General features: G+C 71.2%; 17 protein-coding genes. 16 read left to right on the top strand and 1 reads right to left on the bottom strand.

The features are described from left to right. The first annotated feature begins 102 nt into the window (after positions 1–102). The 12 genes from NJ376_RS19915 (at position 103) to NJ376_RS19860 (ending at position 15242) form a co-directional block, all read left to right on the top strand. Positions 103–1041, top strand: a complete 939-nt coding sequence (locus NJ376_RS19915) for an NAD-dependent epimerase/dehydratase family protein (RefSeq protein WP_252955038.1) — start codon at positions 103–105, stop codon at positions 1039–1041. Continuing rightward, the gene (locus tag NJ376_RS19910) at positions 1038–1772 is read left to right on the top strand and encodes a nucleotidyltransferase family protein (protein WP_252955037.1); all 735 of its coding nucleotides are present in this window, start codon (positions 1038–1040) and stop codon (positions 1770–1772) included. Before NJ376_RS19915 ends, NJ376_RS19910 begins: the two co-directional genes overlap by 4 nt. Beyond that, positions 1765–2919, top strand: coding sequence for a DegT/DnrJ/EryC1/StrS family aminotransferase (locus NJ376_RS19905; RefSeq protein ID WP_252955036.1), 1155 nt, complete (start codon positions 1765–1767; stop codon positions 2917–2919). The genes NJ376_RS19910 and NJ376_RS19905 overlap by 8 nt, the downstream gene beginning before the upstream one ends. An 11-nt stretch (positions 2920–2930) precedes the next feature. Next, complete coding sequence (locus NJ376_RS19900) at positions 2931–4064, top strand: glycosyltransferase family 4 protein (RefSeq protein ID WP_305880002.1); 1134 nt, start codon at positions 2931–2933, stop codon at positions 4062–4064. 271 nt (positions 4065–4335) lie between these two features. Next, the gene (locus NJ376_RS19895; RefSeq protein ID WP_252955035.1) at positions 4336–5559 is read left to right on the top strand and encodes a glycosyltransferase; all 1224 of its coding nucleotides are present in this window, start codon (positions 4336–4338) and stop codon (positions 5557–5559) included. Next, positions 5556–6707, top strand: coding sequence for a glycosyltransferase (locus NJ376_RS19890; protein ID WP_252955034.1), 1152 nt, complete (start codon positions 5556–5558; stop codon positions 6705–6707). The genes NJ376_RS19895 and NJ376_RS19890 overlap by 4 nt, the downstream gene beginning before the upstream one ends. A 38-nt stretch (positions 6708–6745) precedes the next feature. Then, a complete protein-coding gene (locus tag NJ376_RS19885; RefSeq protein ID WP_252955033.1) occupies positions 6746–9043 on the top strand; it encodes a GumC family protein in 2298 nt (765 codons plus the stop codon). An 8-nt stretch (positions 9044–9051) separates the two neighbouring features. Further along, positions 9052–9894 carry a glycosyltransferase family 2 protein gene (locus NJ376_RS19880; RefSeq protein WP_252955032.1) on the top strand — a complete coding sequence of 281 codons (843 nt, stop codon included), beginning with the start codon at positions 9052–9054 and terminating at the stop codon, positions 9892–9894. Further along, positions 9891–11225 carry a lipopolysaccharide biosynthesis protein gene (locus tag NJ376_RS19875; protein ID WP_252955031.1) on the top strand — a complete coding sequence of 445 codons (1335 nt, stop codon included), beginning with the start codon at positions 9891–9893 and terminating at the stop codon, positions 11223–11225. The genes NJ376_RS19880 and NJ376_RS19875 overlap by 4 nt, the downstream gene beginning before the upstream one ends. Then, a complete protein-coding gene (locus NJ376_RS19870; RefSeq protein WP_252955030.1) occupies positions 11222–12655 on the top strand; it encodes a hypothetical protein in 1434 nt (477 codons plus the stop codon). Before NJ376_RS19875 ends, NJ376_RS19870 begins: the two co-directional genes overlap by 4 nt. Beyond that, a complete protein-coding gene (locus NJ376_RS19865; protein WP_252955029.1) occupies positions 12652–13704 on the top strand; it encodes a hypothetical protein in 1053 nt (350 codons plus the stop codon). Before NJ376_RS19870 ends, NJ376_RS19865 begins: the two co-directional genes overlap by 4 nt. Beyond that, positions 13701–15242 carry a glycosyltransferase family 39 protein gene (locus NJ376_RS19860; RefSeq protein WP_252955027.1) on the top strand — a complete coding sequence of 514 codons (1542 nt, stop codon included), beginning with the start codon at positions 13701–13703 and terminating at the stop codon, positions 15240–15242. The genes NJ376_RS19865 and NJ376_RS19860 overlap by 4 nt, the downstream gene beginning before the upstream one ends. An 81-nt stretch (positions 15243–15323) precedes the next feature. On the opposite strand, the gene NJ376_RS19855 is transcribed toward NJ376_RS19860, so the two are convergent. Further along, entirely contained in the window at positions 15324–16967 is a 1644-nt protein-coding gene (locus NJ376_RS19855; protein WP_252955026.1) for a hypothetical protein, read from the bottom strand. 40 nt (positions 16968–17007) lie between these two features. Between NJ376_RS19855 and NJ376_RS19850 the strand changes: the two genes are divergently transcribed. From NJ376_RS19850 to NJ376_RS28815, 4 genes are all read left to right on the top strand, one after another. Then, positions 17008–17676 (top strand): hypothetical protein, encoded by a 669-nt coding sequence (locus tag NJ376_RS19850; protein ID WP_252955025.1) that lies wholly within the window; start codon positions 17008–17010, stop codon positions 17674–17676. Between the two features lie 493 nt (positions 17677–18169). After that, the gene (locus tag NJ376_RS29405; protein WP_252955024.1) at positions 18170–19729 is read left to right on the top strand and encodes a carbohydrate-binding domain-containing protein; all 1560 of its coding nucleotides are present in this window, start codon (positions 18170–18172) and stop codon (positions 19727–19729) included. Between the two features lie 820 nt (positions 19730–20549). Next, complete coding sequence (locus NJ376_RS19840) at positions 20550–22085, top strand: hypothetical protein (RefSeq protein ID WP_252955023.1); 1536 nt, start codon at positions 20550–20552, stop codon at positions 22083–22085. 27 nt (positions 22086–22112) lie between these two features. Then, positions 22113–22310 (top strand): carbohydrate-binding domain-containing protein, encoded by a 198-nt coding sequence (locus NJ376_RS28815; protein ID WP_256476475.1) that lies wholly within the window; start codon positions 22113–22115, stop codon positions 22308–22310. The last annotated feature ends 125 nt before the right edge of the window (positions 22311–22435 follow it).

The following is a 22435-nucleotide window of genomic DNA, read 5'->3' as shown; positions in this document are numbered from 1 at the left end:
CGGCGGCAATTTGTCGTGGCTGGGCAAAAAGTGAACGCCGCGAATGGGCGGAGGCATCGCCGTATTCGCGTGGGAATGCTTGCTGAGGAGCTTTGGCGGGGTATGGAAACCATCCTGGTCACTGGCGGTGCTGGATATCTTGGCGGCGCCTTGTCACAGAAACTGCTACGATCTGGCCACCAGGTGCGGGTGCTGGACAGCCTCCGCTTCGGCGGCCAGGCACTGCTGCCGCTGCTGGCGGAGCCGGGCTTCCGCTTCTTCCCCGGCGATGTCCGGGACCCGGAAGCGGTCGCCCGCGCGCTGGACGGCGTGGATGCCGTGGTCCACCTCGCCGCCGTCGTCGGCGACCCGAACTGCGCGGCCGAGCCGGAACTGGCGGTGGCGGTGAACCAGGAGGCCTCCCTCGCCCTGCTGCGCGCCGTGGGCAAGCGCCGCATGGTCTTCGCCTCCACCTGCAGCAATTACGGCCGCATGGCGGATACCTCCGTGCTGGCGACGGAGGAGCACGAGCTGCGCCCCGTCTCGCTCTATGCCGAGACCAAGGTGGCGGTGGAGCGGGCGCTGCTCGAGGCCGGCCACACTGTGCTGCGCTTCGCCACCCTCTACGGCCTCGCCGCCCGCACCCGCTTCGACCTGACGGTGAACCAGTTCGCCGCGGAGATGCAGGTGCTCGGCAAGATCACCGTCTTCGGCGAGCAGTTCTGGCGCCCCTATGTGCATGTGCAGGATGCCGCCGCCGGCATCGCCCTCGCCCTTTCCTCGCCGCGGGAGAAGGTGGCGGGCGAGGTCTTCAACGTCGGCGCCACGACGGAGAATTACCGCAAGCAGGACATCATCGAGCTGGTCCAGCAGCGGCTGCGCAGGAAGGCGGAGGTCATCCGCGTCGCCCGGAACGAGGACCCGCGCGACTACCGCGTCTCCTTCGACAAGATCGCCACGCGCCTCGGCTTCAAGCCGGAGCGCACCGTGGCCCACGGCATCGACGAGGTCGTCTCCGCCTTCGAGAGCGGCATCTTCCGGCCGTCGGAGATCGGTGCATGAGCGCCCCGCTGGACGGCGTGAAGGCCGTCATCCTGGCGGGCGGCCGCGGCACGCGGCTGCACCCCTTCACCGTCACCTTCCCGAAGCCGCTCATGCCGCTCGGCGACACGCCGGTGGTGGAGACGATCCTGCAGCGCCTGCACCGCTTCGGCTGCCGCGACGTGACGCTGACGCTGGGGCACCTGGCGGAGCTGACCAAGGCCTATTTCGCCCAGCGCGACCAGGCCTATGCTGGGCTGAAGCTGCGCTTCGTGCAGGAGACGGAGCCGACCGGCACCGCCGGCTCCCTCGCCTCGGTGCCGGAGCTGGACTCCACCTTCGTCACCATGAATGGCGACGTGCTGACCGACCTCGATTTCGGCGAGCTGATGCGCGCCCACCGCGAGCACGGCGCCATCCTGACCATCGCCACCCACCAGAAGCAGGTGAAGATCGACCTCGGCGTCCTGAAGCTGGATGCCGCGGGCGACGTGGTCGACTACCTGGAGAAGCCGCAGCACAACTACCCGGTCAGCATGGGCATCTATGTCTATGAACCCCGGGTGCTGAAATACATCGAGCCGGGCAAGTATCTCGACTTCCCCGACCTGGTGCTGAAGCTGTTGCGCGCCGGCGAGAAGGTCCATGCCCACCGCACCGATTGCCTCTGGCTGGATATCGGTCGGCCCGATGATTACGCCCGCGCGCAGGAGCTGCACGCGGAAGAGAAGCGGCGGTTCGATCATGTCTGAGCCCGGAATCCCCCTGAGCGATCTCGACTACGGCGCGGAAGAAGAGCAGGCGGTGCTCGAGGTGCTGCGCCGGCGCTGGCTCTCCACCGGGCCGGAGGTCGCCGCCTTCGAGGCCGGCGTCGCCGGGCTGCTCGGCGTGCGCCATGCCGTCGCGGTGGCGAACGGCACGGCGGCGCTGCACTTGGCGCTCCTCGCCCTCGGCATCGGCCCGGGCGACGAAGTCATCCAGCCCGCCATCAACTTCGTGGCCGCGGCCAATGTGACGCGCGCCACCGGCGCCACGCCGGTCCTGGCCGACATCGTTGGCATCGAGGAACCGGTGCTGGATCCGGCGGAGCTGGAGCGGCGGCTGACGCCGCGCACCCGCGCCGTGGTGGTGATGCATTACGGCGGCTATGCCACGCGGCTGGAGGCGGTGGCGGAATTCTGCCGCGCCCGCGGCCTCTTCCTCATCGAGGATGCCTGCCACGCCATCGGCGGCCGCACCCGGCCGGACGGGCCGATGTCCGGCAGCCTCGGCGACATCGCCTGCTTCTCCTTCTTCAGCAACAAGAACCTCGCGATCGGCGAGGGCGGCATGGTGACGACGGACAATCCGGAGCTGCTCGCCGCCGTCACCAAGCTGCGCTCCCACGGCATGACCAGCCTGAGCTGGGAGCGGCATCGCGGCCATGCCAGCGGCTATGACGTGACGGTGCATGGCTACAACTACCGCATGGACGACGTGCGCGCCGCGCTCGGCCGCGCCCAGCTGGCCAAGCTGCTGCCGAACAACGAGAAGCGGCGGGAGCTGACGCGGCTCTACCGCCGCCTGCTGGCGGAGGTGCCGGGCCTCGTCCTGCCCTTCCGGGAGGCGGACATCGCCGCCAGCGCCTGCCACCTCATGCCGGTGGTGGCGCCGAGCGCCGCGGCGCGGGATGCGATGGCCGAGGCGCTGAAGGCGCAGGGCATCCAGTCCAGCCGGCACTACCCGGCGATCTCGGGCTTCACCGCCTTCGCCGAGGCGGCGGGCAACCGCCTGCCGCACAGCATCGACTATGCCGGCCGGACCCTCACCCTGCCGCTCTTCCCCACCATGACCGAGGCACAGGTGCGGCGGGTCGCGGAAGCGGTGACCAACGCCATGCCGGCAGCCCTCGCCGCCTGACGGGACAAGCCATGATGAAACCGCGCGTGGTCACTCTGCTGGCCTTCCCGGCAGAGGAGAGTGGCGGCATCGCCGCCTATGTGCGTGCCCTGCTCGGGGCGCTGGACAGCGCCTATGGCCCGCGCTTCCCGCTGGTGGCGCCGACGCGGGAGGAGGCGCGGACCATGCCCTGGTCGCGCCTCGTCCCGCGGCTCTTCCGGCGGCTGCGCGCGGCCCGGGCGGACGCCGTGCACAATCATGAGAATCTGCCGCTGCTGGGCCTGGCGCTGCTGCTGAAGGCGATGCGCCTCGGCCGGCTGCGGGTGATCCACACCGTGCATGTCGATCCCGCGCAGCCGAAGCCCTTCCTGAAACGGGTGCTGATCGGCCTGCTCTTCGCCTGCTGCGACCAGGTGGTCGTGGTCTCCGAGGATACCGGGCGGCGCATCGGCAACATGGCAGTGCCCTTCCGGCAGAACATCCGCGTGATCTACGGCGCGCCGCCGCCCGCGGCGGCGCCCCCGGCGGAGGCGCTGGCCGAGTTCGCCCGCGCCCATGGCCTCGGCCCCGGCCCGGTCATCTGCCAGATCACCCGCTTCTACTACCCGCTGAAGGTGGAGGGCGCGTCGCAGCTCCTCGCCGCCTTCCGCCTGGTGCGGCAGCAGGTGCCGGAGGCGCAGCTCCTGCTCGTCGGCCACGGCCCGCTCTGGGCGGAGTTCCGCGACCGTCACGGCCTGTCCACGCCGGAGCCGGGCGTCATCCTCACCGGCTTCGTGGACGACCCGCTGGTGCCGATGGCGGCGGCCGATGTGTACTGCCATGTCAGCCGGCAGGATGCGCTGCCCATCGTGGTGATGGAAGCCATGGCGCTTGGCAAGGCGGTGGTCGCCTCGCCGGTCGGCGGCATTCCGGAGCTGATCGAGCATGGCGAGAGCGGCGTGCTCGCCGCGCCGGAGGCAGCCGGGCTCGCGCGGCAGTTGATCTTGCTGCTGCGCAATCCCGCACAACGTGCCGCGCTGGGCGAGGCGGCGGCGGCGCGCATCGCGCGCAGCTTCACCTGGACGCGCTGCGCTGCGCAGTATGTCGCGGTCTATGCGCCGCCGCCGAGCCTGCCGCGCGCCGCGCAGGCATCGAAGCAGCGGGTGATGCCGCCACCGGCTGCTTGAAGATGACGTTGCCGATGCACGTCCTGATGGCTCACGCCCATTTTTGCTGCGCCGCAGCAGGCACGCGCCTAGAGCGTGATGGCGCCAAGCCGCTGCCGGCCGCAGGGCCCGCAGCACGCGATTCGACGAAGGAGCGGAGCGCGATGCGACAGCGACGCCGGATGCATCGCACGCCAGAGGCCGCGCCGCGGCCCAGGCCGCTCGACCTGACCAGGAAACCTGCCTTGCCCCTTGGCCAGTCCCGTCCCGCCCCTGCGCGGGAGCCCGCCCGATGATCGATACCGCACCGCGCCGCGTGCTGATGGTGAACCGCGTCGCCCATATGGGCGGCGTGGAGCGGGTGATCGTCACCCTCGCCGCCGGACTGCGCCCGCATGGCTGGGACGTGCTGCTCGCCTGCCCGCCGGAGGGCGAGCTGCCGCGCGCCGTCACCGCTGCCGGCGGCACCGTGCTGCCCTGCGACTTCGATCGCATGAAGGTGACGCGCGACCCGATGTCGCTGCTGCGCTACCCCTTCGCCTGGCGCGCCGGCGCGGCGGCGGTGGAGCGGCATGCGCGGGCCGCGGAGGTGTCGCTGCTGCACACCCACCATCCCGTCGGCACGCTCTACGCCATGCGCGCCGCACGACGGCTGAACCTGCCCCTGGTGCAGCACATGCACGAGGTGCTGCCGGTGCACCTGCCCTATGCGCTGACGCAGCGCCTGGCGGCCACGGCCTGCGACCGCTTCCTTTGCGTCTCCGGCGCCGGGCAGGCGCTGCTCGCGCATCTCGGCATCGCGGCGGAGCGCTGCGAGACGGTGCATAACGGTGTCGATCCTGGCTTCCTCGCCCGCGGTCCGGCGACGCCGGCGGCGGATATCCTGGCCGCCGGCCCCGGCCCGCATATCGGCGTCTTCGGGGTGATCGAGCCGCGCAAGGGGCAGGACGTGTTCCTCGCCGCCGCGGCGCGGCTCGCGGCGCAGCACCCGCAGGCACGGTTCTGGATCGTCGGCGGCCTGGCGCTGGCGGACCACGCCCCCTTCCTTGCCCGGTTGAAGGCCCTGTCCGGCTCGCCCGAGCTCGCCGGCCGCGTCGGCTTCACCGGCCACCGCCCGGATGTCGCCGCCTGCCTCGCCGCCATGGATGTCGTGGTGCAGGCCTCGGTGCGACATGACAGCCTGAGCATGGCGCTGATCGAGGCGCTGACCCTCGGCCGCCGGATCGTGGCGACCGATGTCGGCGGCACGGCGGAGATCGTGACGCATGGCCGCACCGGCCTGCTGGTGCCGCCCGCCAACGCCGCCGCGCTGGCCGAGGCGATGGCCGAGGCGCTTGGCCCGCGCGGCGCCGGCTTCGGCCAGGCCGCGGCGCGGGATGCCGCGCGCTTCCGGCCGGAAGCCTTCTGCGCCGCCGTGGCGCGCAGCTTCGATGCGGTGCTGGCCGCCCGCCATGCCGGCGCCGGGCGCGCCGCGCCGGTGGCCGCCCCCGCTCCCGCCCAAGGAATGCCGCGATGAAGCTGGCCATCATCCATGACAGCATCGGCCAGTATGGCGGTGCTGAAAAGGTGCTGGAGGAGATGCACGCGGCCTTCCCGGACGCTCCGGTCTTCCTGCCGTTGTGGAACGAGAAGGGCCTGCCGCCGCATTTCCGGCATTGGGACGTGCATACCAGCTGGCTGGACCGGATGCCGGGCGCGCGCCGCCTCCAGCGCGCCATCTTCCCGCTCCATCCCATTGCGATGCACGGCTTCGACCTTTCGGAATTCGACGTCGTGCTGAGCTCCTCCTTCAACTTCGCCCACAACGTCGTGGTGGGGCCGGAGGCGACGCATATCTGCTACTGCCATTCGCCCGGCCGCTTCCTGTGGGATTTCCACGGCTATGCGGAGCGGGAGCGGATGGGCCGCTTCACCCGCGGGGCGGTGACGGCGATGTTGCCGCTGCTGCGCACCATGGATGCGGTGGCGGCGATGCGGGTGGACCACTGGATCGCCACCAGCCGGCTGGTGCAGCAGCGGATCGGCAAGTACTATCGGCGGGACAGCCAGATCCTTCCGCCGCCGATCCGCGTCGCGGATTTCCGCATGGGCAAGGGCCCGGGCGAGCATTTCCTGCTGCTGATGCGCCTGGTCGGCTGGAAGCGCGCCGACATCGCGATCGAGGCCTGCAACCGGCTGAAGCTGCCGCTGGTGGTGGCGGGCGACGGCCGCGACACGGCCCGGCTGCGCGCCATGGCGGGCCCCACCATCCGCTTCGTCGGCCGGGTGGACGGCGAGGAGAAGGCCGCGCTCTACGCCCGCAGCACGGCGCTGATCCTGCCGGCGGTGGAGGATTTCGGCATCACCCCGCTGGAATCCATGGCCGCCGGCAGGCCGGTCATCGCCCTCGGCGCCGGCGGCGCGCTGGACACGGTGCGGCCCGGCGTCACCGGCGAGTTCTTCCCCGAGCAGAATGCCGAGAGCCTGATCGACACGCTCACCGCCTTCCGGCCGCAGCACTACGATTCCGAGGTCATCCGTGCCCATGCGGAGACCTTCGACGCGGTCGCCTTCCGCGCCCAGCTGAAGGAGATCGTGGCCGCGCATGCCCCGGCGGGCCCTAGGCCGCCGCGCCCGGCGGCACGCCTTCCGCCGGCGGAGCTGGCGGCCCGCCCGGCTGGCTGACCCCCCCTTGCCCTGCCCCCAGGAGCGATAGACGCGCGATGATTCCAGACCCCCTCACCCGACCGGCGCTGCCCGCCGCCGCTGCTCCCATGCATGCGCCGGCGCCCTACGCTGCGGAGCTCCGCCAGGAAGGCGGCTTCACCACCGCCTTCGCCGCGCTGCGCCGCAGCCGCCTGCTGTTGCTGGCCTGGGTGCTGGTGACTTTCGGCCTGGCCGCCGCCGCCATCCTGCAGCTCAGCCCGCGCTACCGCGCCTCCGCCCTCGTGCTGCTGGACATGCGGGAGCTCAATCTCGGCGATGTGCGCGGGCCGCTGATCGGCCCCACCGCCTCGCTGGACAGCACCATCGTGCGCAGCCAGGTGGAGCTGCTGGGCAGCGAGGAGCTGGCGCGGCGCGTCGTCGCCGATCTCGGGCTGGTGGACAACCCGGAATTCCGCCCGCGCGTCTCGCGCAAGGAGATGCTGCTGAACCACGGGCTGGATCTGCTGCGCCGGGCGGAGGACGCGCTGCGCCTGCCCGCCGAGTGGCGGCTGCTGCCGCCTGCCCCGCCGCCGACGCCGACGAGCCTGGCGGAGCGCACGGCCTATGCCGTCGACCTCTACCGGAACAACCTCTCCGTCTTCAATGACGGCCGGTCCTTCGCCATCACCGTCGGCTTCCAGTCCGCCGATCCGGAGCTGGCGGCCCGCATCGCCAACCGCCATGTGGCGCTCTACGTGGAGGAGCAGCGGCGGGCGAAGCGGGAGGCGCTGTCCGTCGCCGGCACCTGGCTGACCGAGGAGGTGGAGGAGCAGGCGGGCCGGCTGCGCGAGGCCGAGCGCGCGCTGCAGGAGTACCGCGAGCGCAACAACCTCTTTGCCCCGCGCGGCGTCTCCATCGTCGCGCAGGAGCTCTCCGAGGTGAACAACCAGCTCGCCGCCGCCCGGGCCGACCTCGCGGCGAAGGAAGCGCGGCTGCGCAGCGCCCAGACCGCGCGGCTGCAATCCGGCGGCGGGGATTCGGAGCTTGCCGTCATCTCCTCCGACACCATCTCCCGCCTGCGGGAGGCGGAGGCGACCGCTCGCCGCCGCGCCAGCGAGGCGGCGAGCCGCCTCGGCAGCCGGCACCCGGAGGTGCTGGCGACCCGCGCGGAAGTGGCCGAGGTGCAGTCCAAGATCGCCGAGGAGGTGCAGAAGATCATGCGCGTCCAGGCGAGCGAGGCGGCGATCGCCCGGGTCCGGGTGCAGGAGCTGCAGCGCTCCGTCGCCCAGCTTGAGCAGCGCATGGCCGAGAACGAGCGGGCCGAGACCGGCGCGCGCGACCTGGAGCGCGTGGCGACCGCGACCCGCACCCTGTATGAGAACCTGCTGGTGCGGCAGAAGCAGTTCGCGGCGCAGGAAGGCATCCAGCGCGCCGATGCGCGGATGATCTCTCCGGCCGGCGTGCCGCTGCGGCCGAGCTTCCCCAACGTGCCGCTCTTCCTCGCGGCCGCCTTCCTGGCCTCGGCCGGCTCCGGCGTCGGCGTCGCGCTGCTGCGGGAACGCCTCCGCTCCCGCATCACCTCGCTCGAGGAAGCGGCGGAGCTGGTGGGGGCGCCGGCGCTCGGCACCCTGCCGCGCTCGCCGCTGCGCTCGCCCATGCACCGCCGGGTGGTGGAGCGGCCGAAATCCGCCATCGCCGAGGCGATGCGGACGCTGCGCAGCGCGCTGGCCCTGCAGCAGCGCAACCTCGAGATCCTGGCGCCGGGCGCGCGGACGCTGGCCCTCACCTCCGCCCTGCCGGGCGAGGGCAAGACCACCATCGCGCTGTCCATGGCGCGCAGCATGGCGGTCTCCGGCCTCTCCGTGCTGCTGATCGACGCCGATCTGCGCAAGCCGAAGGTGGCGCGGCTGATCTGGGGCCGGCCGCCCTCGGAACCGGGCCTTGCCGCCGCCATCGAGCACGAGCTGCCGCTCGATGCCGTGGTGCTGACCGATCATGCGACGCCGCTGAAGGTGATCCATGCCAGCGACCGCGCGCCGATCGCGCCGCCGCAGGACGTCCTCGCCGCGCCCGGCATGCGCCGGCTGCTGAACGAGGCGCGCCAGGCCTTCGACTACGTCATCATCGACACGCCGCCGGCGGCGCTGGTCACCGATGCCGCCGTGGTCGGCGGCCAGGTGGAGGGGGTGATGCTGATCTCCCGCTGGAACCGCACGCCGGTGGCCGCGCTGCGCGCCGCGGCGCGCAACCTGGCCACGGCGCAGGTGAAGCTGCTCGGCGTGGTGCTGAACGACGCCGACCCGAACCGCCTGCCGGAATACGGCAGCGGCGCCACCTACGCCATCGGCACCCGCAACCGGTACTTCGAGGCATGAGTGCCGCCATGCTCGACGCGCTGCCGCCCAGCACGACGGACAAGGTGCAGCTTTCCGTCGTGATCATGACCAAGAACGAGGCGGCGGTGATCAGCCGCTGCCTCGGCGCCCTGATGGATTGGGCCGACGACGTGGTAGTGCTGGATTCCGGCAGCACCGACGGCACGCGGCAGATCGCGGCCAGCCTCGGCGCCCGGGTGTTCGAGCAGCCCTGGCTGGGCTTCTCCGCCCAGCGCAACCGGGCGGTGGAGCTGGCGCGGCACGATTGGGTGCTGTGCCTCGACGCCGACGAGGTGGTGGATGCCCGCCTCGCCCGCGCCATCCGCGAGGCCATGGCGGCCAACCCGGACCCGCGCGACGGCTTCTGCCTGGACCGGCGGGACGAGTTCTTCGGCAAGCTCTTCCCCAACCTGAAGAACCGCGCCCGCAACCGCGCCTTCATCCGGCTGTTCCACCGCGCCCATGGGCGCTGGAACCCCGAGCAGCTCATTCACGAAGAAGTGCAGGTGCCTGGCCGCTCCATCCCGCTGCCGGGCATCCTGCTGCACTGGCGCAGCTTCACCCTCGGCGAGCAGCTCCGCCGCTACCTGGGCAATGTGGAGCTGGAGGTGGAGCAGATGCAGCTCCGTGGCAAGCGCGGCAGCATCTGGCGGCTTTTCGTGCATCCGCCGCTGCGCTTCGCCTGGTGCTACATCGCCTGCGGCGGCTGGCGGATGGGCGAGGCCGGCATCGTGCAGGGCATGATGGTGGCGCATGCCGAATGGCTGCGCTGGGCCTCGCTCTGGGAGGCGCAGAAGGCGCCGCGCGTGCCGCACCCGCCGGCCGCCCTGATCAACGGGAAGGGCGAGTGAGCGTGACAGCCCTTGCCGGCTACGCCGCCGCGCTGCTGCGCGGCCGCGGCGCGCATGCCCTCTTCCTGCAGACCATGTCGGTGCAGATGTTGATCGTGCTGATCAATGTCGGCACCGGGCTGCTGACCGCGCGGCTGCTGGGGCCGGAAGGCCGCGGCGAACTGGCCGCCATCATCTTCTGGCCGCAATTCCTCGCCTCGCTGGCGCTGGCCGGCCTGCCCTACGCCGTCATCTATCATCTGCGGGAAAGCCCGACGGCGCGGCGCGAGGTGATGGGGGCAAGCCTCGTCCTCGGCCTCAGCCTCGGCGTCGTCACCGCCGCCATAGGCGCCGCCGTGGTGCCCTACACCATGCATGACGGCTATTCGCCCGCCATCGTCGCCTTCGCCACGGCAAGCTGCGCCCTGACCCTGTTCAACCTCACCGGCATGCTGCTGAAGTCGGTGCTCGCGGGGCTGGACAAGCAGGGCCTGGCCAACCGCTACGGCATCGCCGATCCTGGCTTCTACCTGGTGCTGCTCGGCCTCTCCGCGCTGCTCTGGCCGATGTCGCCGCAGCTCGCCGCGGCCTGCATGTTCACCAGCGGCGTCACGACGCTCGGCGTCACCCTCTGGCGGCTGCGACCGCAGCACTGGCCGCGCTGGTCCGGCATTCGCGGCTTCCTCGGCCCGGTCGGCGGCTTCGCGCTGCGCGCCGCGCCGGGCGGGCTGCTGGCGAATTTCTCCTACTTCCTCGACCGCATCGTGCTGGTCGCCACCATCGCGCCGGAACAGCTCGGCCTCTACGCCGTCGCCTTCGCCCTGTCCCGGCTGATGGAGGTGGTGAAGTCCACCGTCGCCTCGGTCGGCATGGCGGCCATGGCCGGCCGCGCGCCGGAGGAAGCCAAGGCGCTGCACGACCGGGTCTTCCGCTTCGTGCTGCTCGCCGTGATTGTCGTCATCGCCGGCGGCTTCGCCCTTGGTGGCCCGGCCATCCGGCTGGTCTACGGCAATGATTTCGGACCGGCCAACATCCTGTTCCGGGTGCTGGTGATCGAGGCGGCGGTGTCGTGCCTCGGCCAAGTGGTGGCGCAGCTCTACTTCGCCCTGGGCCGGCCGGGCATGGTCTCCTGGGCGCAGGGGGCGGGCTTCACCGCCTCCCTCGCCGCCATGCTGAGCATGGTCGGGCCGTTCGGCGCCATGGGCGTCGCCATCGGCCTCACCCTCGGTGCCGTGGTGCGCATCGTGGTGCTGCTGGCCGGGGTGCGGCGCAGCCTCGGCATGGCGCTGCCCAGCCTGCGGCCGGAGCCGGGCGAGTTCCGCCTCTTCCTCCAGGGGCTGCGCCGGGCATGAGCGCGAGCACCGTCGCGCCGCGCCGGACCCAGCTCAGCCTCTGGCGCTTCTGGAATGCGGAGGCGGCGGTGGCCGCCGGCACCGCGCTGCTGCTGCCGCTCGGCTTCCAGGTGCTGGGGCTGGCCGGCTTCAACCGCACCCTCTACCCGCTCATCGCCTTCGCCGTCGCGGGTTGGCTGCATGCCAGGCGCTCGCCCTGGTATCTCGGCCTCTGCATCTGGCTCTTCGCCGCCTCGCCGATGATCCGCCGCATGGCGGATTACGACCTGGGCTACGAGCCGAGCAGTACGGTGCTGCTCGCCCCCTATGTCGCCTGCCTCTGGGCCGGCGTCACCGGCGTGCCCTACATGCTGCGCCCCGGGGCCCGCTACGCCGGCGCCTTCCTCGCGCTCTTCGCCTGCATCGTCTACGGCGTCCTGGTCGCGGTGTTCCAGGACCGGCTGCTGGCGGCGATGGTGGAATCGCTGAAATGGGTCATCGGCCCCTTCCTGGCGCTGCACATCCTGGCGGATGCGTCGCGCCGCGCCGCCTATCGCCATGTGGTGGTGCTGGCCTTCGTCCTGTCCGGGGTGCTGATGGCGCTCTACGGCATCCACCAATTCGTCTCCCCCACGGCCTGGGACATCGAATGGGTCTCCAATGTCCGGCAGGAGGGCATGACCTCCATCGGCACGCCGGAGCCCTACGGCATCCGCGTCTTCAGCACCATGCACTCGGCCGGCTCGCTCGGCGCCTTCCTGATGGCGGCGATGCTCTTCGCCCTAGCCCTGCCGGTCACCTTCGCGGTGCCCAGCCTGCTGCCCATCATGCTGGCGATCGGCCTCGCCCAGTACCGCGCCATCTGGGCGGGCACGGTGCTCGCCATCGGCTGCGTCGCCCTCATCGGCCCGGTACGGGAACGCGGCCGGATCCTGATGGCGAGCTTCGCCGTCATCCTCTCCCTCGGCGCCCTCAGCACCGTGCCGGAGATGGAATACACCCTCGGCGAGCGCTTCCGCAGCCTGACGGAGCTGCGCAGCGACGCCAGCGGCGAGGACCGGCTGCAGCAATATGAGCAGTTCCTCGGCCGCGGCGAGGAGCTGCTGACCGGCTACGGCCTCGGCACCGGCAGCGGCTCCCTGGTCGGGCAGACCGCGGGCGGGCCGGGCTACATCGATGGCGGGCTGCTCGTCACCTGCGTGGCGCTCGGCCTGCCGGCGGCGCTGGTCTTCTTCTGCGCGCTCTTCCTGATTGTCGTGCGGGTGGTCACCTTGGCACGCAAATTGCCGGGCGAGGGTTTCCTCTACGCCGCCATCGTGGTCGGCTGGATCGTGCAACTGCCCTTCGGGGCCATTCATGCCGGAGAGCACGGTATTCCTGCTTGGCTCGCCATCGGCCTGGCGCTGGCGGGGGGCCGTGCCCGTGCCGCGGAACTCGGAGGGCAGCGATGAGCTTGACCACCACCATCGCCACCTGGATCGTCCTGGACGGCAAGGCCGAAGCCAGCGAGTACCCCTCGGTCGGCGTCGATTCCTCGCGGCCGGAATTCCAGGAAGTGTACTGGCGCTGCATCGCGCTGTTCTTCCTCTCGGCCCGCATCCACAACCCGGGGAACGAGCTGCAGCTCTACTGCAACCGCCGGGTTGCGGAGGCGGCGCCGCCGCGCATCGGGGCGCTGCTGGGGGATTTGGGCGTCACCGAGGTGACGCTGCCGCTGACCCACCGGCTGCCGCCGGAAGCCGCCTCCCGCTGGGGCAACGTGTTCTACGAGATCGACATCCTGCGCCATTTCGCGGCGCAGGAGGGAGCCCCGCCCCTGCTCCTGGCCGACAGCGACTGCATCTGGCGCCGCCCCTTCGCGCCCTTCGAGGCGCGGCTGCAGGCCGAGCAATGCCTGCTCTACACGCTGCGGCCGGAGGACCAGAAGAACTACCAGGGGGAGGTGCTGATCAACGGCATGTCCCGCCGCCGCATGGCGGCGATGGCGGAGGAGCTGTTCGGCCGCGGGCCGGACGGGGAGATGCCATTCCAGGGGGGCGAATTCTCCGCCTTCACCGTCGGCTGGTGCCGCCAGGCGCTGCCCATGGCGGAGGTGCTGTGGGACTATGCCTGCGCCGAGGCGGAGCAGCCGGACGCGATCCGCACCGAGGAGCATGTCTGGAGCATCATCGCCGTCGCCCTCGGCGTCCGGCCCTATAATGCGAACGACATCGTCCGCCGCATCTGGACCAATTACGACGCGGCGAATGCCAGGCCGGAGGATCTTGACCTCACCCTCTGGCATCTGCCCTCGGAGAAGAAATTCGGCTTCCGCCGCATGTGGCACGCCCTCGAGGGCGCTCAGGCCTCGCCGCTCGCCCTGTCCCCGGAAGCGCTGAACAGCATGAGCCGCCGCTTCATGGGAGTGCCGCAGCGCGGGCCGCGCAAGGCGGCGCTGGACTTCGCCGCCAAGATCCGGGAACGCCTCGGCCTCTCCGCCGGGCTGGGGCGTGCGGCGTGAGCGCGGCCGGCCTCTCCTATACCCCCGGCCGGGTCGCCGCGCGCGGCCTGCTGCTCGACCTTGGCCTGATCCTGCTGGCCACGCTGGCGCTGCGGCTGCCGGCGCTGTCCATCTCCACCTTCGAGAACGCCGCCTCCTGGGACGAGCATGCCTTCCTGATGGCGGCGCGGGAGGTGCTGCAGGGCCAGCTTCCCTACATCACCTTCTGGGACCACAAGCCGCCGGGCAGCACGGTGCTGCTGGCGGGGGCGATGACGCTGCTCGGCCCGACGGTGGAAGCGGCGCGCTGGCTGGCCATCCTCGCCGTCGCCGCCGCCGGCGGCGCCATCTACGGCGTCGCTTGGCGGCTGCTGCCGGACCGGCTGCTGGCGCTCGGCGCCGCGCTGCTCTGGGTGGTGTTCTCCGCCCGGCTCAGCGGCGTGCAGCTGATGACGGAGGCGCTGCAGGCGCCCTTCACCGCGGTGGCCGTGCTGCTGCTGATCGACGCGGCGCGGCCCCGCGCACCGGGCGCCCTGGCCTGGCGCTTCGCCCTGGCGGGCCTCGCCGCCGGCATTGCCGTCACGGTGAAGTACGTGCCGGCGATCCCCGCCTCCCTGGTCGCCGCCGCGGCGCTGCTGGCGCTGCTGCGGGCCCGCTTCGGCTTCCTCCGCTGCGTCGGGATGGGCCTGCTCTTCTCCGCCGGGCTGCTGCTGCCGACGCTGCTCGCCATCGGCATCTTCTGGCAGGCCGGGGCGCTGGACGCCTTCCTGCACGCCAATTTCGGCTTCGCCTCGGGCTATGTGAGCTTCAGCGAGCATGTGCGCGGCGCCTGGGCGGAGCGCCTCCGCTGGATCGGCATCTCGCTGGTGCAGACCTGGCCGCTCTTCGGGCTCACGGCGCTCGCCCTGCTGCCGGTCTCGCTGCGGCTGCTGCCGCGCGGCTTCGCCCTCCTCGCCATCGCGCTGTGGTGGGTGGGAGAGGCGATCGCGCTCTGCCTGCAGAGCCGCTTCTTCGACCACCATTTCATCCCGCTGCTGGCGCCGATGGCGGTGATCTCCGCGGCGATGCTGGTGCTGCATGCGCGGCGCCTGGCGGCGCCCGGCCTGGCGCCGCAGCTCGCGGCCCTGGCCCTGGTCTTCCTCGGGCTGATGCCGCTGGCGCAGGATGTGCTGGAGGTGGCGACGGCGCGGGTGCGGCAGGATGTGCCGCGGCAGGTCGCCGCCGCCCTGCCGCCCGGGGCGGAGCTCTACGTCTCCAACTACGCGCCGGTGATCTACCTGCTGGCGGACTCGCCCCTGCCGGTGCGGCATGCCTGGCCGTCCCACCTCGTCGGCTCCCGCCTGGTGGATGCCGAGGTGCCGGAGGAACGCGCCCGGCTGCTGGCGCAGAAGCCGCGCTTCGTGGTGTTCCACGAGGCTTGGCGCAACAACGCCGTGGCCTGGGACGTCGCCGCGCTGGAGGCGCAGGAGGCGATGCTGGCGGCCGATTACGCACCGCGGCAAAGCTGGGTTCTGGCCGATGCCCGCGGCACGGTGACGCTGTACGAGCGGCGGGACTGAGGCGAAGGGCACCGCCGGAGGCGGACGGGCCCGGGCCCCGGCCGCAGCCCCCCCCGCCGCCTTGGGCGCCGGGCGCAGTGCCTACCCCAGCGCCACCGTCGCCATGCCGTCGCGGGCATAGAAGCACCAGCCGATCGCGCCCTCGCGTCCCCCCGGCACCGCGGTGCCGCCCGGCCCCTTCACCAGCCAGCCATCCGCGCCGCCCTCCGGCGCCCGCACCGAGATGGACCCGGCGCGCACCGCCAGCACCGTCACCCCGCCGGGCGGCGCCGCCATCAGGCAGATGCCCGCTACCGGCACCGGCCCCGGCCGGCCCATCCGCACCCGCCCGCCCGGCGCCCATTCCAGCACCTGGCCCCGCTCCACCCCCGGCCCCTCCGCCGCCACCGCGGCGAAGCGCGCCTCCCAGCCGCCCGGCTCCGTCAGGCTCCAGCCGCGGAAGCTGTCGTCCTGCACCGTCTCCGGGTGCAGCAGCGGCCGCCGGGCCTGGGCGCAATTATAGAGAAGGTGCCCGACATGGCCGGAGATCTCGCAGCTCTCGGCCCGCGCCACCTTCAGCAGCGCCTGGTCGCCGGGGATGGTGGCGAAGGGCTCCTTCGGCTGCCGCCAGACCACATGTTCCGCCCGGTGGATGTCCCACAGCGCCTGCCGCGGCGCCCGCGCCCAGCGGCTCTCATTCGCCCATTGGAAGTAGCAGGTGTCGAAGGTCACCTTGCGCAGCGCCGCCCGGCGCGGCGCATTGGCATCCTGGATCCAGGCATTGCCGACATATTCGAACATGCAGTTGAGGAAGACGGAGTTGCTGATCAGCACATCGTCCTTCCCCCGGCCGCGCGGCGCCGCCTCCTTCAGCAGCGCGTAGGGGGAGCCGCCGACATAGCAGGAGATGAGGGTGCAGCCGCCCATCTGAGCCTCGGGCGCCACCGCGATGGCGGCCATGGCGCAGCCGGAGAACATGCATTTCTCGAACAGCAGGTCGCCGTAGAGCGACTCGCTCGGCACCGCGAAATGCACCGCGTAGAAGCATTCGCGGCAGATCACGTCCTCGAAGCGCGAATGGTCGCCGACGATGCTGAGCCCGGCGCGGAAGCGGCTGGCCAGGCATCGCACCATGCGCCGCCGCGCGCCCCAGCCCCAGCCATCCATCGCCGCCGGCATCACCCCGGGTGCCGGCGCGGCGCGGGCGGGGCCGAGCAGGCCGATATCCTGCCACACCCCCTCATACATCCCGCCCGGGTCGCGCCGCCCGGGGCAGAGCACCGCGGCCTGGCCGGGACCGAGATCGACCGGCCAGTGGTAGGTCGTGGCGTATTTCCCCTCCCCCAGCCAGTTCACCTCGGCGCCCCGCTCCCCCCATTCCCGGCATTCCGGGAAGAGCAGGCTGCGGTTGCAGAGATAGGTGCCGGCGGGCGAGAGCACGGTGCCGCCGCCGCTCGCCGCCACCAGGTCGATCGCCGCCTGGGTCGCCGCCCAGTCGATCTCGTCATTCAGGCTCTGTGCGCGCGGGTAGTCGCGCTGCGCTGCCGCCAGGCTGCCGTAGCGCTCGCTGAGCGGGTGCCGCCGGCCATCGCCGATCGCGCCGAGATCCCGCACCGAGACGAGGCGGGAGCCGCGCAGCGCGGCGATGGAGAGCGGACGGTGCAGCCCATCGGCGCCAAGGGCGGCGACAACATCCGCGCGATCCACCCGGAAGACTGCCTGCCGCTGCGCGGATTCGTCTGCCATCCTGGCCCCTGTGCAGTGCAACGATGAGGTAGGTAGGGAAATGCTGCGGCGACGTCACCTGCCAGCGCTGGCGATGCCGGTCACAGCCGCGCGGGCGGGCCTCACGCTGCTTGGCATCCGCGTCGCGCCGGGGGCCGAGGCGGCTTTCGCGGCGCTGGCGGCGCGGCTCCAGGACACGTCGCTGCGCCTGGTGCCGGGCGCGGCGGGGGAATGCGGCGCCCTGGCCTTCGGCGCCCGGCCGGCCGGCCCGGCGCTGCTGCCCTTCGCCGGCTTTCCCTGCGGCATGGCGGCGGCGGAGCTGCGGCACTGGCTGGGCACCGCGGATGGCCAGGCGCTGTGGGCGGCGGGCTTCGCCCGGCGGGGGTTGCACGCCTTTCCCCTGGCGGCGGTGACCCGCGCCGCACCGCCGGACTCGCCCGCGCCGGGCTGCGCCCATGGCGCCGTGGTGGAGCTGGCCCTGCCGCCCGCGGTGCTGGCGGGTCTGCCGGCCGCCTGCCGGGCGGCGCTGGAAGCGGCCTGCGCGGCCGCCTGGGCGGCGGCGGAGACCCTGCCCACTGTCCCGGCCCTGGCGCCCCCGGCCGCGGCGGAGTCCGTGCAGCGTTGGTGGGCGATGGTGACGGCGGCACCGGAGGCGACGGCGCTGCGCCTCGCGGAGCGCTACCGCGCGGCGCGGCTGGCGGCCCTGTTCGGCACCCTCCCCGCCGCCTGACTCCTGTAGCTTCATGCCGCCAGCACCCCTGGACCGCGGGCCGTGGCGCCCGCCGGCCGGTGCTGGCCGCGCCCGCGCCGCACGGCAGCGGGCCCTCTGCCCCGGCCATAGAACCAAGGGCTTGCACGGCAGGACCGGAGAAAGTCCTTCCGTATAAATCACCCTTTGGTTGATAAAGCGGCTGGACGACAAGACTGTCGCTACGCCAGTGCGACTATGTTGCGTCAAGTTATGTAAGAGTGTCCCTCCAAATATCTCCTGCAACGGTTTACACGCGGCCAAGGTGCTGATGGCATGGTTTTGCCGCTACGGCAACTTGCTGTTGAAATGCAGTGAAAAATCGAACATTGGGTGCCGCGCACAACAGCACGGGCAGGATTGCGTGGCAGATATTCAAGTTTCCCTCCGCGCCGCTGAGTTCATCGACACCATCGGTGTCAACACCCACTTGGACTGGCGAAATTCGGGTCTTCCCTATTCTCACCAGGACAAGGTGATCTCGGCGCTTGATTACCTGGGCATCGACCATGTCCGGGACGGCGTGCCGGTGGCGGGCATTACGCTCGACCAATATGCCGAGCTGGCGCGGCACGGCATTCAGTTCAACGTCATCGTCACCTCACGGTCCTTCAACGAGACCGGCGACTATTCCCATGATCTCGACCGCATCGAGGTCCTGGCCAATACCGTGCCCGGCAGCGTTGCCTCGATCGAGGGGCTGAACGAGATCAACCGCTACCCGGTCACCCTCCACGGCCAGAGCACCGCATGGAACACCGCCATCGGCCGCGACGTGCAGGCCCTGCTGCATGACCAGGTCAACGCCCATGCCGGGCTGGCGGGCGTGCCCATCCTCAACCTCAGCCTGGGCGGGATGCGGCCTGAAGATGCCTCGGTCATGGGCAATATGAGCGACCTGACCGATTACGGCACCTGGCACACCTATTTCGGCCTCGGCGAGCAGCCGGCGAAGAACATCACCTCCGGCGTCGCCGCGGCGAAGCTGCTGGCCCCGTACGACCCGGTGCAGATCACCGAGACCGGCTACTACAACGCGATCAACGACATGGCCTGGGGCGGTGGCGGCGTGAGCGAGGCGGTGCAGGCCAAGCTCACCCTGAACCTGCTGATGGATGCGGCGAACCAGGGCGTCGCCCGCACCTACATCTACGAGCTGATGGACAACGGGCTGTTCCCGACCAGCAGCCTGGAGGGCAGCTTCGGCCTGTTCCGCGGCGACGGCTCGCCCAAGCCGGTGGCGGATGCGATCCACAACCTGACCACACTGCTGGCGGACCACGGCGGCAACAGCGAGGGCTTCGCGACCAGCTCGCTCAACGTCTCGATCAGCGGCCTGTCCGATAGCGGCAAGTCCATGCTGCTGCAGAGCTCCGACGGCGACCACCAGCTCGTCCTCTGGGCGGAGCCGGTCATCTGGAGCATGGACAGCCGCAGCGAGGTCTGGGCGCCGTCCCAGTCCGTCACCGTCTCCCTGGGCCAGGTCGCCGACGAGGTCACGGTCTATGACCCGCTGCGCGGCACCTATGCGATCTCGCATGCGACCAACACCGACCGGGTCACGGTCGAGGTGACTGATCATCCGGTCATCATCGAGATCTCGGACGGGCACTCGGCGCCGGCGGCGCCACCGCCCGGCTCCGGCGCCGCGCCGCAGGCAGGCTCAACCACGATCGGCGACGGCAGCCATGCGCTGGTGCTGAAGGTCAGCCAGGATCGCTACCAGGGCGATGCGCAATACACCATCAGCGTGGACGGCGTGCAGCAGGGCGGCACGCTGACGGCGCAGGCCCGCGCCGGCAGCGGCGAGACCGACCTCGTCACCGTGAAGGGCGACTGGTCGGACGGGCCGCACAGCGTCTCGGTCAACTTCCTGAACGACGCCTATGGCGGCAGCCCGGACGCCGACCGCAACCTGCATGTCGAGGGCATCAGCTATGACGGGGCGGAGGTCTCCGACGGCACGGCGACGCTGCTGAGCAACGGCGCCAGGGAATTCGCCCTGCCGCACGCCACGGCCGACTGGGCGCTGTAACGCGCCGCGAAGCCGCCCGGCGGCTTCGCCTGGCCCCGGGGCGGCTTCCGCTGCCCCGGGGCGACAGCCCATGGCCGTGGCCGTGGCGGGGGCCGCGGCCAGGGCAGGTTCAGGCCAGGCGGCATCGCCTGGCAGCCCGCCCATGCCCCCGATGCAGGTCCGGCGCGGCTTCAACGGCACGGCCGGCGCGACGCCGCCAGCGACAGCTTCCCTTCCGGCCTGACGGATCGCGGTGCAGCCTGGCGGCGTGGCGATGCGCTGCTCCCTATGCCGTGCTTCCAGAGCAAGGCATCCGGCCGCCTGAACCGGCCTGATCGGATCCCGCCCTGGGCCGGCCCGGACGGCGCCCCGCGACGCCGCCGGCCAGGAGCGGGACCGGGCGCGCCCCCCTTCCATCGCCCGACAAGGTGATTTCCGATGCGGCTCAATCTTGAGTTGTAGCGGCTCGGCGCCCGGCGGGCGTCCAGGCCGGGCGCCCGCCCTTTCGACCTGAGCAGGATCCCCCGCCCGCGGCGGCGCCCTGCGGCGCCCAGGCCGCTGCGCCACCGCGCAGCCCCGGCGCCTGGGCCCCAATCCGCTGTTTTCCCGCATGATTTCCGTGGCGGGCCCGCCTGCGGCCCGGCCTCCGCCAAGCCCTGCCCGCTTCGGGCCGGCCTTCCCCTTCGCATCGAATCACAAAGCCGAGAGGCAAGGGGCCGAGGGTGCTTGTGGCACATCACATTTTAAAGAGCAACTTTAAGTTGAAATCCGCTCGCGGATTCGCGATGAAGATCGCACACAATATCGTGAGTACGATCACATGGCTGCGATGAACACGACCATGCGGGCTGCCGACTTCCTCGGCACCATCGGCGTCAACACCCACATCGCCTGGCAGGATGGCGCCTCGGCCTATGCCAACCAGGGCAATATCACCAAGGCCATCGAATATCTGGGCGTGAAATATGTCCGCGATGGCGTGCCCTATGAGGGCTGGACCCTGCCCTTCTATCAGTCCCTGGCCGAGAAGGGCGTGAAGTTCGACCTGATCACGACCTCCACTTCCTTCAACGAGACCGGCGACTACTCCAAGGACCTGGGCCACATCAGCTCGCTGGTGCAGGCGGTTCCCGGCAGTGTTGCCTCGATTGAGGGGCTCAACGAAGTCAACACCTGGACCGTGAACTACCAGGGCCAGAACACCGGCTCGAACCTCGCGGTCGGCAAGGCCGTCCAGGCCCTGCTGGACCAGCAGACCAACGCCAACCCGCTGCTGAAGGACATTCCGGTCCTGAACCTGACCGTCGGCGGCATCACCGCCCAGCAGGCCTCGGTGATGGGCGACATGAGCGCCATCTCCGACTACGGCACCTGGCACCCCTATTTCGGCAATGGCGACCAGCCCTGGGCCAACATCTCCTCCGGCGTCGCCGCGGCGAAGCTGCTGAACCCGGTGGACAAGGTGCAGATCACCGAGTCCAACTACTACACTGCCGTCAATGACATGGCCTGGGGCGGCGGCGGCGTCACCGAGGAGGTGCAGGCCAAGCTCGACCTCAACCTGCTGATGGACGCCGCCTATGCCGGCGTCGCCCGCACCTTCCTCTATGAGCTGCTGGACAACGGCCTGACGCCCACCAACGAGATCGAGGGCAGCCTCGGCCTGTTCCACAGCGACGGCTCGCCGAAGCAGGTGGCGACCGCCATCCACAACCTGACCACCATCCTGGCCGACAACGCGACCAACGCCGCCAGCTTCACCACCGGCGCCCTGGACGTCTCGGTCAGCGGCCTGTCCAGCAACGGCAAGACCATGCTGCTGCAGAAGGCGGACGGCCACTACCAGATGGTGATCTGGGCCGAGCCCGATATCTGGAACGAGGGCAGCCGCACCCCGATCAACGTCGCCAGCCAGCCGGTCACCCTCACCCTCGGCCAGACCGCCGGCACGGTGAAGGTCTATGACCCGATGGCCGGCACCTCCGCCATCTCCAGCGCGGCGAACACCAAGGCGATCACGGTGCAGGTGAGCGATCACCCGATCATCGTGGACATCTACGGCACTGGCACCGGCACCGTCCCGACCACCCCGAGCGTCCCGACCACGCCCACCGCGCCGACCGCCCCCACCGCGCCGAGCACCGGCACGGCCACCAAGACGATCGGCAGCGGCAGCGACGCGCTGGTGCTGAAGATCAGCCAGGACGCCTATGACGGCAACGCGCAGTACACCGTCAGCGTGGACGGCAAGCAGATCGGCGGCACGCTGACGGCGACGGCGCTGCACAGCGCCGACGTCTCCGACACCATCACGGTGAAGGGCGACAGGGCCGCGGGCAACCACCCCGTCGCGGTGAACTTCCTGAACGACGCCTAGGGCGGCACCGCCACCACAGACCGCAACCTGTACATCGACTCCATCGCCTATAATGGCACCACCGTCGCCACCGACGTCGCGCAGCACAGCGGCGGCGCCGCGCGCTTCACGGTGAAGGGCGACTGGGCCGCGGGCAACCACCCCGTCGCGGTGAACTTCCTGAACGACGCCTATGGCGGCACCGCCACGACGGACCGCAACCTGCACAGCGACTCCATCGCCTAGAATGGCACCACCGTCGCCACCGCCGTCGCGCAGAACAGCGGCGGCGCCGCGAGCTTCACGGTGAAGGACGCCACCGCCATCCCCTCGGCGGCGGCCAAGGCCAGCATCGCCCTCGGCGCCGGCAG

It is taken from the genome of Siccirubricoccus soli (genome assembly GCF_024178315.1).
GTDB classification, from domain to species: Bacteria; Pseudomonadota; Alphaproteobacteria; order Acetobacterales; family Acetobacteraceae; genus Siccirubricoccus; species Siccirubricoccus soli.
The sequence above is the reverse complement of the archived record's forward strand: the minus strand, read 5'-3'. Positions and strand labels throughout refer to the sequence as shown.